The sequence below is a fragment of the Amnibacterium endophyticum genome (genome assembly GCF_042680685.1).
Lineage (GTDB): Bacteria > Actinomycetota > Actinomycetes > Actinomycetales > Microbacteriaceae > Amnibacterium > Amnibacterium endophyticum.
Genome location: NZ_JBHUEA010000029.1, coordinates 18,471 through 28,290, shown reverse-complemented (window position 1 = coordinate 28,290; position 9,820 = coordinate 18,471). Strand labels below are relative to the sequence as shown.

Annotated in this window: 9 protein-coding genes, 3 tRNA genes and 1 pseudogene; 7 read left to right on the top strand and 6 right to left on the bottom strand. The window is 73.5% G+C overall.

The window, feature by feature from the left end; genetic code table 11:
* A pseudogene (locus ACFSBI_RS14890) lies at positions 1-230 on the bottom strand (tRNA lysidine(34) synthetase TilS); the annotation flags it as partial.
* A 63-nt stretch (positions 231-293) separates the two neighbouring features.
* Between ACFSBI_RS14890 and ACFSBI_RS14885 the strand changes: the two are divergent.
* On the top strand, positions 294-794 hold the full coding sequence (locus ACFSBI_RS14885; RefSeq protein WP_377936291.1) for an inorganic diphosphatase: 501 nt from the start codon (positions 294-296) through the stop codon (positions 792-794).
* A gap of 97 nt (positions 795-891) precedes the next feature.
* Here the strand turns inward: ACFSBI_RS14885 and ACFSBI_RS14880 are convergent, their stop codons facing one another.
* Positions 892-2,091: a M23 family metallopeptidase gene (locus ACFSBI_RS14880; protein ID WP_377936290.1), complete on the bottom strand. Its 1,200-nt coding sequence runs from the start codon at positions 2,089-2,091 to the stop codon at positions 892-894.
* A 155-nt stretch (positions 2,092-2,246) separates the two neighbouring features.
* On the opposite strand from ACFSBI_RS14880, the gene ACFSBI_RS14875 reads away from it, so the two are divergent.
* The 3 genes from ACFSBI_RS14875 (at position 2,247) to ACFSBI_RS14865 (ending at position 2,528) form a co-directional block, all read left to right on the top strand.
* Positions 2,247-2,319: transfer RNA gene (locus tag ACFSBI_RS14875), tRNA-Glu, on the top strand.
* 31 nt (positions 2,320-2,350) lie between these two features.
* Positions 2,351-2,424, top strand: a tRNA-Asp gene (locus tag ACFSBI_RS14870).
* A 28-nt stretch (positions 2,425-2,452) separates the two neighbouring features.
* Positions 2,453-2,528 (top strand) — tRNA-Phe (locus tag ACFSBI_RS14865).
* Positions 2,529-2,671: 143 nt separating this feature from the next.
* Here ACFSBI_RS14865 and ACFSBI_RS14860 read toward each other — a convergent pair.
* Positions 2,672-3,232 (bottom strand): GNAT family N-acetyltransferase, encoded by a 561-nt coding sequence (locus tag ACFSBI_RS14860; protein WP_377936288.1) that lies wholly within the window; start codon positions 3,230-3,232, stop codon positions 2,672-2,674.
* Positions 3,229-3,579: an ArsR/SmtB family transcription factor gene (locus ACFSBI_RS14855; RefSeq protein WP_377936286.1), complete on the bottom strand. Its 351-nt coding sequence runs from the start codon at positions 3,577-3,579 to the stop codon at positions 3,229-3,231. Before ACFSBI_RS14855 ends, ACFSBI_RS14860 begins: the two co-directional genes overlap by 4 nt.
* 86 nt (positions 3,580-3,665) lie before the next feature.
* Here ACFSBI_RS14855 and ACFSBI_RS14850 point away from each other — a divergent pair, with 86 nt between their 5' ends.
* On the top strand, positions 3,666-4,985 hold the full coding sequence (locus ACFSBI_RS14850; protein WP_377936285.1) for an NAD(P)-binding domain-containing protein: 1,320 nt from the start codon (positions 3,666-3,668) through the stop codon (positions 4,983-4,985).
* 42 nt (positions 4,986-5,027) lie between these two features.
* Here the strand turns inward: ACFSBI_RS14850 and ACFSBI_RS14845 are convergent, their stop codons facing one another.
* On the bottom strand, positions 5,028-5,753 hold the full coding sequence (locus ACFSBI_RS14845; RefSeq protein WP_377936283.1) for a phosphatase PAP2 family protein: 726 nt from the start codon (positions 5,751-5,753) through the stop codon (positions 5,028-5,030).
* Between the two features lie 224 nt (positions 5,754-5,977).
* Entirely contained in the window at positions 5,978-6,406 is a 429-nt protein-coding gene (locus ACFSBI_RS14840) for a YkvA family protein (protein WP_377936281.1), read from the bottom strand.
* 115 nt (positions 6,407-6,521) lie between these two features.
* Here ACFSBI_RS14840 and ACFSBI_RS14835 point away from each other — a divergent pair, with 115 nt between their 5' ends.
* Together ACFSBI_RS14835 and ACFSBI_RS14830 are read left to right on the top strand one after the other, a co-directional pair.
* A complete protein-coding gene (locus ACFSBI_RS14835) occupies positions 6,522-7,160 on the top strand; it encodes a TetR/AcrR family transcriptional regulator (RefSeq protein ID WP_377936279.1) in 639 nt (212 codons plus the stop codon).
* 78 nt (positions 7,161-7,238) lie between these two features.
* Positions 7,239-9,773, top strand: a complete 2,535-nt coding sequence (locus ACFSBI_RS14830) for an MMPL family transporter (RefSeq protein WP_377936277.1) — start codon at positions 7,239-7,241, stop codon at positions 9,771-9,773.
* Positions 9,774-9,820 lie beyond the last annotated feature (47 nt).

Here is a 9,820-nt window from a genome sequence, read left to right as displayed (position 1 = left end):
GCCTCGGCCGAGCCGGCCTGCAGCCCGTGGTCGACCACGACCGCGCCGATCCGCCGGCCCGCCCGCGGCCCCTCGAAGGCGGCGCCCGCGGCGAGGGCGAGGGAGTCGGGCCCGCCGGACAGCGCGACGAGCGCCTCCGTCCCCGCTGCTGCGGGCACGAGCGGCAGCGCGTCGCGCACGGCCCGGCGCACGTCCGCCGTCGCCGGCGTCAGGCGCGGGCGGTCGGGCACTCGCTAACGTTATGGCCGCGTGGGCGGAGGACCGCCGGGCGCTGGGCGGAAGGGGCACGGACGATGGCCGCGTACGACGTGATGGTCGAGATCCCGAAGGGGAGCCGCAACAAGTACGAGGTCGACCACGTCACCGGCCGCGTCTTCCTCGACCGCGTGCTCTTCACCGCCTTCGTCTACCCGGTCGACTACGGCTTCTTCGAGAACACGCTCGGCCTCGACGGCGACCCGGTCGACGCGCTCGTGCTGCTCGAGTACCCGGTCTTCCCCGGGGTCGGCGTCAAGGTGCGCCCGGTCGGCGTGCTGAACATGAGCGACGAGGCCGGCTCCGACGCCAAGGTCGTCGTCGTGCCGCACAAGGATCCGCGCTGGCAGCACATCCAGGACATCGGGGACGTGCCGGAGCAGACGAAGAACGAGATCGAGCACTTCTTCCGCCGCTACAAGGACCTCGAGCCGGGCAAGTTCGTGAACATCGAGGGCTGGGGCGACGCCGCCGAGGCCGAGCGGATCGTGCAGGACGGCTTCACCCGCCTGACCGAGGCGGGCGCCGACCACTCCTGACCTCCGCCGGGAGCGCCCTGCAGCAGGACATCCGCCCGTCGGCAGGACATCCGCCCGTCGGATCTCCTGCTGCGGGGCGGATGTCCTGCTCGAGGACTCAGAGGGTGATGCCGCGGGCCGCCATGAACGGCTGCGCGTCCTGCGCCACCTCGTTGACGCGGGTCTCGAAGTGCAGGTGCGGGCCGGTGGCCGCGCCCGTCGCGCCGACCGACGCGATGTTCTGGCCGGCGGTCACCTGCTGCCCGACCCGGACGAAGATGCCGCCCGGCCGGATGTGGGCGTAGCCAGTCGAGATCCCGTCGCCGTTGTTGATCTCGATCCAGTAGCCGTATGTGCCGAACCAGCCCGCGTAGGTGACGGTGCCGGCGTGCGCGGCGTAGATCGGGCTGCCGTAGGCGGCGCCGATGTCGGTGCCGCGGTGGAAGTAGTTGGCGCCCGCCGGCTGGTTCGGGCGGGGGCCGAACCGGCCGGTGATGGGGCCGGAGGCGGGCAGCGCCCAGCCGGTGGTCGTCACGGCCTTCGTCGCGGTCTGCGCGCGCAGCGCGGCCTTGCGCGCGGCGACACCGCGCTGGTAGCCGGCGGCGACCGAGTCGGACTTCGCCTGGAGCGCGTCGAGCAGGGCCTGCAGCTCGACCTGCTTGTCCTCCTCCGCCTGCACCTTGGCGTTCGCGGCCTCGCTGGCACGGACGGCGGCGTCGAGGGCGACCTTCGCCTGGTTCCGCAGCTCGACGAGCTGGTCCTTCGCCTCCTGCAGCTGCGCCTGCGTCGCTTCGGCCGCGTTCTTCGCGGCCTGCGCGTCCGCGGCGATCGCGCCGTTGGACTCCGTCAGCTTGGACAGGCGGCCGAGCTTCGCGAGGAAGTCCGAAGGCCCCTCGTCGCTGCCGCCCGAGAAGAGCAGGGACGTCTCCGGGTCGGTGCCCCCCGTGCGGCTCAGCTGCGCCGCCAGCTGCCCGGCGCGCTGCATGGCCTCGTCGGCCCGCCGCCGGTCCCGCTTGACCTGCTTGGCGATGGTGTCGATGCGCTCGCTCGCCGCGTCCACCCGGGCGCGGGCGGCCTGATAGGTCGCGCCCTTGGCCTGCGCCTCCCGCTGCGCCGCCTCCGCGAGCTCCCGCGACTTCGCGAGCAGCGACTTGAGGCGCGCGACCTCCTGCGCCTGCAGCCGCACGTCCTTCCGAGCGCGCTGGACCTCGGCCCAGGTCGGGTACTCGTCCGCCTGCGCGGCGACGGGCACCGCGACGAGCGCGACGACCCCTGCCGCCGCCGCCGCGATCATCGCGCGGCGCGTGTGCGACCCCATGCAGCCCCTCCCCCGGGCGCCCCCGCGCACCGAGACGGCGAGGCTAACCCGGGGTCTCCAGGGCACCGGGCGCGGCGCGCCCGTGCCGCCGCGTTCGCGCTTCCTCGCGGCATCGGGTATGTTCGTCCCCCGGTGAACCCGGCGACGGGGGTTCCGGCCCCATCGTTTAGCGGCCTAGGACACCGCCCTTTCACGGCGGCAGCACGGGTTCGAATCCCGTTGGGGTCACGATCCCGACGGCGGCGGTTCACCACAGCAAGGCCCTGTAGCGCAGTTGGTTAGCGTGCCGCCCTGTCACGGCGGAGGTCGCGGGTTCAAGTCCCGTCAGGGTCGCGGAGTGCGGCGGGAGCCGTGCGCCTTCGGCTCTGTAGCTCAGTTGGTAGAGCGTTCGACTGAAAATCGAAAGGTCACCGGATCGACGCCGGTCGGAGCCACCACCTGAACCCCGGTCCCATCGACGGCCCTCGCGCCAGCGCATGCGCGACTGAAGTCGGCTTGTGACGGCGTCCCTGCGACGCGTCCCGCAGGCACGTCCGCGAGTCGGACGATGGATCCGGCACCTGGATCCGTCTCGGCCGGCTCAGTTCCGACCTCCGGGCCGCACCGGGTCGCCGACCACGCCGCCGGCGAGCGCGGTCGAGGCGCTCGTCCTGCGCTCCACGAGCACGGTGTCCCGCCAGCGGCCGGCGAGCGGCCCGTAGGTCATGAGCGCGATCCGTTCGCGGGTGCCGACCCGCCGGAAGCCGTGCCGCTCGTGGAGTCGGAGACTGGCTTCGTTCTCGGGGAAGATGCTCGACTGGATGGTCCAGCAGCCGGCGGCTTCCGCAGTGGAGCAGAGCGCGGCGAGCAGGGCCGATCCGATCCCCCGGCCGCGGGCGTCCGGGTCGACGTAGACGGAGTGCTCGACGACGCCCCGATACACCGCTCGCGCGGATGTCGGCGACGCGGCGGCCCATCCGGTGACTCCGCCGTCGAGGACGGCGACGAGGCGCAGGTCGGGGCGTCGCGATGCGTCGAAGGCGTGCCAGGTCGGCGGCTCCGACTCGAACGTCGCGTGCCCGGTCGCGATGCCGGCGCGGTGGATCGCGTCGACCCGGGGCCAGTCGTCCGCCGTCATGGGGCGGACGACGGGCCCGGTCATCGCGGCAGCAGGGACTGCGCCGCGGCCTCGAGGGAGCCGTCGACGACGCGGTAGTAGGCCCAGCGTCCGCGCTGCTCGCGAGTGGCGAGGCCGGCGTCGACGAGCAGCCTCATGTGGTGGGAGACGGTCGGCTGCGAGAGCCCGACGGGCCCGGTGAGGTCGCAGATGCACGCCTCGCCGTTCTCGCCGGCGGCGATGAGCGAGAGCAGGCGGACCCGGGTCGGATCCCCGAGCGCCTTGAACACCCGGGCGATGCGCGCAGCGCGCTCGGCGTCGACCGCGCCGTCGGCGACGCTGCCGCAGCAGGCGTCGGCCGTCCCGGCCCGCAGCGGGAGCGTGCTGGTCATGCGGCCATCCTGCCATTCGTATTGACATCTGTCGATGCACCGAGCATCGTGGACGCATCGTCGTTCTTCGATGGAAGGGACCCGAGATGGACGAGACGCTGCCCGTCGTCGTGATCGGTGCGGGCCCCCAGGGCCTCGCCGCAGGCGCGCACCTGCTCGAGCGGGGCCTGGAGCCCCTCGCCCTCGAGGCCGGCGACAGCCCTGCCGCTGCGGTGCGCGAGTGGGGTCACGTCCGGCTGTTCTCGGACTGGAGCGAGCTGGTCGACGCCGCGGCGGCTCGGCTGCTCGGTGCGACCGGGTGGTCCGCTCCGCCTTCTGGCCACCCCCTCGGCTCGGAGTGGGCCGACCAGTACCTGGCGCCGCTCGCCGCCGCGCTCGGAGACCGGGTGCGGACCGGGACCCGCGTCGTCGGCGTCAGCCGTCTCGGGCGCGATCGCGTCGTCGACGCCGGCCGAGGGGAGCAGCCGTTCGTGGTCCACGTCCAGCGGGCCGACGGCTCGGAGGAGCGGATCCGTGCGCGAGCGGTGCTGGACGCCTCGGGCAGCTGGGCGCAGCCGAACCCCGCCGGCGCTGACGGACTGCCGGCGATCGGCGAGCGGACCGCCCCGTCGATCACCTACCGCGTCCCCGACCTGCGGACCGAGGGCGGTCTCGCCGGCCGCCACGTGGTGGTCGTGGGCAGCGGGCACTCCGCCATGACCGCCGTGAACGGGCTCGTGCGTCCGGGGGGCTCCGCGCCGGCCGCGCGGGTGACCTGGGTGCTGCGCCGCGGAGCGGTCGGCGCCTCGCTCGGCGGCGGCGAGGCCGATCAGCTGCCGGCTCGAGGCGCGATCGGCCTGCACGCTCGGCGGGCGGTCGACTCGGGCGCGGTCGAGCTCGTGACGGGGTTCCGGATCGAGCGGTTCGAGACCGACGGCGGCCGGACGACGGTGGTCGCGGAGGACGGGCGCAGGATCGGCGACGCCGACCGCGTGATCGTGCTGACGGGGTTCCGGCCGGATCTGTCCTTCCTGTCCGAGATCCGACTGGACCTCGACCCGACGCTGCAGGCTCCGCGGCGGCTCGCGGCCGAAATCGATCCGAACGTCCACAGCTGCGGCACCGTGCGGGCGACGGGCGAGGCCGATCTCGCGCAGCCGGAGCCGGACTTCTACCTGCTCGGCGCGAAGTCCTACGGGCGCGCCCCGACGTTCCTGGCGATGACCGGGTACGAGCAGGTCCGCAGCGTCGTCGCCATGCTCGCCGGCGACGGCGCGGCGGCCGAGCGGGTGGAGCTCGCACTCCCCGAGACGGGCGTCTGCGGCGGCAGCGGGCTGCTCGACGCCGACGCCGACCTCGGAACGGGCTCGTGCTGCGCGCCGGTGCAGCACGTGCTGCAGATCGGGCGGCGTCCCGTCGGCGTCTGAGCCGGAGGCGTCTGCGCTGCGCACCGGGAGGCAGGCGTGCCGTCAGGTGCCGTCCGCCTGCAGCGCCGAGTGTCGCCGGTCGCGGATCGGCTCGCCGTCGACGCGGACCGTGCGCCGCATGTCGATCACGATCACGGCGCCGACGATCACGGCGGACAGGGCCACCGACGCGCTGACGTCGGTCAGCCAGTGGCAGCCGAGGTAGAGCCGGCTGACGACCTGCGCCCCCACCGCGGCGACCGCGACGGCGGTCGCGAGGACCGTGACCCACGTCCTCCGGATGCGGCTCGCGAGCAGGTAGGCGGTGAGGAAGAAGAAGTGCGACATCCCGAGCACGTGCCCCGACGGGAAGGAGAAGGTGTGGTCCGGGCCGAGCAGCATCTGCCCGACCGGGGGCCGCGGGTGCCGCACCAGCGGGGCGAGGATCTGCGCGAGGCCCACGCCGACGACCATCTCGGCGAGCAGCAGCAGCGGGCGCCAGAGGCGCCGCGCGAGCACGACCCACACCACGACCGCGACGAGCACGATGACCGGCATCCCGACCGGCCCGAACACGAGCGCGAGGACGGTCATCACCGTGCTGCGGTCCGCGTCCCGGCGCCCGTCGAACCCGGCCTCCACAGGGCGGTCGAGGCGCTGGACCCCGCTGTGCGTCAGCACGCTCACGAGCAGCACGAGGAAGACCGCGAGCCCGACCGCGACGAGGACCGCCGCGAGCGCACGGGTGCGCCGCCGCTCGGCCAGAGCGAAGGTGCGCACCTCCACCACCCACCGCTCGTGCCAGCGGTGCAGGCGCCCCGGGCCGCGGACGGCGGGTCGACCGGTCAGCGGCGACGACGATGACGACGTGGAAGACCTCGGTCCGGATGAGCTGGGCGCACCCGGCTGCACGAGCCGGCGACGCCGCGGGCCGACCGTAGCGACTCCGGCCGCTCGCGGCCTGCCGCGAGTTCGGGTGCCACCCGCCCGCCCGTCGAGGACGGCCCGGATCCTCAGCCACCCTCGTCCCGGATCCCGGCCAGCCGCAGCAGCGCCGGGAGGCCTGCGTCCGTCCCGGGCCAGGCCCGTTCGAGGACGTCGCGCCCCGCCTGGCGCACCGCGAAGCGGAGCGCCAGCGCGACGACCAGCGCGTCGTCGGCGTAGCCGACGACGGGCAGCACGTCCGACACGAGGTCGATCGGCGACGCCAGGTAGGCGAGGAGCAGCAGCAGCACCACCCGCACCCGCCACGGGACCCCGCGATCCCGGATCAGCCGGCCCAGCAGCCGGACGACGTCCGGCACCAGACGCAGCAGCTCCTGCAGCCGGATACGGTCGCCGTGACGGCGCGCCTGTCCTGCGAGCGCCGCCAGCAGCAGCAGCAGCCAGAACACGACGAGGCCGCTGAGGACCGCGAGCAGGACGCCGATCAAGTCGGTCACGAATGCTCCTCCTCCCTCGAGCGGCGCGGAGGACCGCTCGGACTCGAAGGCGATCCATAGGCCCGGATCACGCTTCGGCTGCACCTGGTGCAACATTGCACCTAGTGTGATCGACGTGCTGCCGATCGCCTCCGACCGCCGGACAGCGCTCAAGCTGCGGCATCGCGCCGCGATACTCGCCGCGGCCGCGGAGCTCGTGGCCGAGCGCGGCGGCCCGTCGTTCTCGGTCGACGAGTTGGCCGAGCGGGCCGACGTCGCCCGGCGGACCGTCTTCAACCACTTCGCCGGGCTGGACGACGTGCTGCTGACCGTCTGCGAGGAGACGCTCGCGGTGCTCGTCGAGGACTTCCTCGCCACCGTGGCGGGCGTGCCGGTCGGCGACGGCAGCCCCGCGGCGATGTTCGACGAGCTCGCCGCAGCCATGCGCGCCTCCGACCTGCCCGCCGCCATCATCGTCGTCCTCAGCGTGCTCGAGACGACCGGCACGTCCCGGCTGCCCGCCGTCGATCTGACCGAGGCGGCCTTCGCCCGCGTCGTCGACCGGCTGGTCATCGAGGTCGGTCGCCGCAACCCCGGCGTCGACCCGCTCGACGCGGAGCTGCTCGTGAACTCGCTGATGCACGGGATCGCCGTGATCGCGAAGCGGTGGGCGGTCGCCCGGGTCGGCAGGTCCGACCAGGAGGCCGCCGCCGAGTGGGCCCTGCTCCTCGAACACGTCCTCGACCGCACGCGGTCCGGCTACATGCCGACCTGAGACCGACACCACCAGCACGGGCCCGCGGGCCTCGATCGTCCTCACCGCTCGAGGTGAGAGGAAGGGGAACCGACCCCCATGGCCAGCCTGCTCTACCGTCTCGGGCGCTTCGCAGCCCGGCGCCACTGGACCGTGATCGTCACCTGGATCGTGCTCCTCGCCCTCGGCGGCGTCGGGTACGGCGTCTTCGGCGGCACGATCTCCTCGTCGATCTCCATCCCGGGCACGGCGACGAGCAAGGTGACCGACGAGCTGGCGCGGAAGTTCCCCTCCGCCAGCGGCGGCTCCGGCAGCCTCGTGTTCGAGACGACCGACGGGTCGCCGTTCACCGCCGAGCAGAAGACCGCCGTCAAGGCGCTGCTCGACGACGTCGCCGACGAGACGGGCGTGCGCTCGACCGTCGACCCCTTCGCGGCGCAGCAGCAGCTCGACGACCGACGGGCCGAGGTCGCCGAAGGCAGGCAGCAGCTCGAGGACGGCCGGAAGCAGCTGCGCGACGCGCAGCAGCAGCTCGACCAGGGCCAGCAGCAGCTCGACGCCGCGCAGCAGCAGCTCGACCAGCGGCGGGCACAGGCCGGGGCGGCCGGACAGCTCGCGGCCGCGAAGCCGCAGCTCGACGCCGCCCAGCAGCAGCTCGACGAGCAGCAGAAGACGCTCGACGCGAACCAGCGGAAGCTCGACGACAGCCGCAAGACGCTCTCGACCAACGAGGAGCGGCTCGCGGTCGGCGAGCGGCTCCTGGCGCTGTCCAAGGGCATCCGCCTCGTCTCGGAGGACGGCTCGGCCGCCGTCGGGACGGTGCAGTTCCGGCAGCCGACGATCTCCGTCCCGCCCGCGGTCAAGCAGTCCGTGGTCGACGCGGCGGACGACGCCGGCATCGACGGGGTGGACGTCTACGTCTCCAACGAGATCGCGCAGAGCGTGCCGTCGATCATCGGCCCCGGCGAGGTCGTCGGCCTCGCCGTCGCCGCGGTCGTCCTGCTGCTGATCCTCACGACCGTCGTCGGCGCGGTGCTGCCGCTCGCGAGCGCACTGCTCGGCGTCGGGGTCGCGCTGCTCGGCGCCCTGTCCTTCTCGAGCCTCGTGCAGTTCATCTCGGTCACGCCGTTCCTCGGCGTGATGCTCGGGCTCGCCGTCGGCATCGACTACTCGCTCTTCATCCTGAACCGGCACCGGAACCAGCTGAAGCAGGGCGTCGAGCTGCACGAGTCGATCGGGCTCGCGAACGGCACCTCCGGCACCGCCGTCGTCTTCGCCGGGTCGACGGTCGTCGTCGCGCTGCTCGCCCTGAACATCACCGGCATCCCGTTCCTCGGGCTCATGGGCACGGTCGGCGCGGTGGCGGTGCTCGTCGCCGTGCTCGTGGCCGTCTCGTTCACCCCCGCCCTCCTGTCGCTCGTCGGCCTGCGGATCCTGCGCCGCAAGGAGCGCGCCGCGATCGGGCACGAGCACGCGTCCCGCGTGCCCGACCGCCCGATGTCGACCCTGCGGGCGCTCGGCACCCTGGTCGCCGGCGTCGCGGTGCTCGCCGTCATCGCGCTGCCCGCGCTGCAGATGCGTCTCGGGCTGCCGGACGGCTCCTCCGAACCCGTCGACTCGAGCCAGTACAAGGCCTACTCGGTCATCTCGGAGAAGTTCGGCGCCGGGCAGAACAGCCCGCTGCTCGTCGTCGCCGACCTGCCCCGGCGCACCACGGGCAACGCCCTGCTGGAGCAGGAGGCGACCATCGGCGAGCGGATCGCCGCGCAGGACCACGTCAGCGCCCTCGCGCCGATCGGCGCCTCCGACGACGGCACGGTCGTCGCCTTCCAGGTCCTGCCCACCACCGGGCCGACCGCGCCGGAGACCGAGACGCTCGTCCACGACCTGCGCGACCTGTCCCCCGTCTCGACGGCGGACGGGCCCGTCGACCTCGGGGTCGCGGGTAACGCGAGCGCCAACATCGACATCTCGGAGAACCTCGGCGCGGTGCTGCCGCTCTACCTCGCCGTCGTGATCGGGCTCTCGCTGATCATCCTGATCATCGTCTTCCGCTCGATCCTGGTCCCCGTCACCGCGACGCTCGGGTTCGTCCTGTCCCTGTTCGCCACCTTCGGCGCGCTGACCGCCGTCTACCAGTTCGGCTGGCTCGGCCCGGTCTTCGGCGTCCACGACCCCGGCCCGATCCTGAGCTTCCTGCCGATCATCGAGATCGGCGTGCTCTTCGGCCTCGCCATGGACTACCAGCTGTTCCTGGTGTCGGGCATGCGGGAGGCGTTCGCGCACGGTGCGCCGGCGAGGCTCGCGGTGCAGCGCGGCCTGCACGCCGGTCGGGCCGTCGTGACGGCGGCGGCGCTGATCATGACGTCGGTGTTCGCGGGCTTCGTGTTCTCCGAGGCCACGATCGTCCGCCCGATCGGGTTCGGCCTCGCCTTCGGCGTGCTCGTCGACGCCTTCGTCGTGCGGATGCTGCTCATCCCCGCGGCCATGCACCTGCTCGGGCGGAGCGCGTGGTGGCTGCCGAGGTGGCTCGACCGGATCATCCCGGACGTCGACGTGGAGGGCGCCTCGCTCGAGCGCACGCACCCGCACCCCGGCGCCCAGGTGCAGGAGCCGGAGCCCGCCGGGCGCTGAGCCCCGCCGCCCCGCGCCGTCCGCCGCCCCCGCTGAAGCGGGAGCGG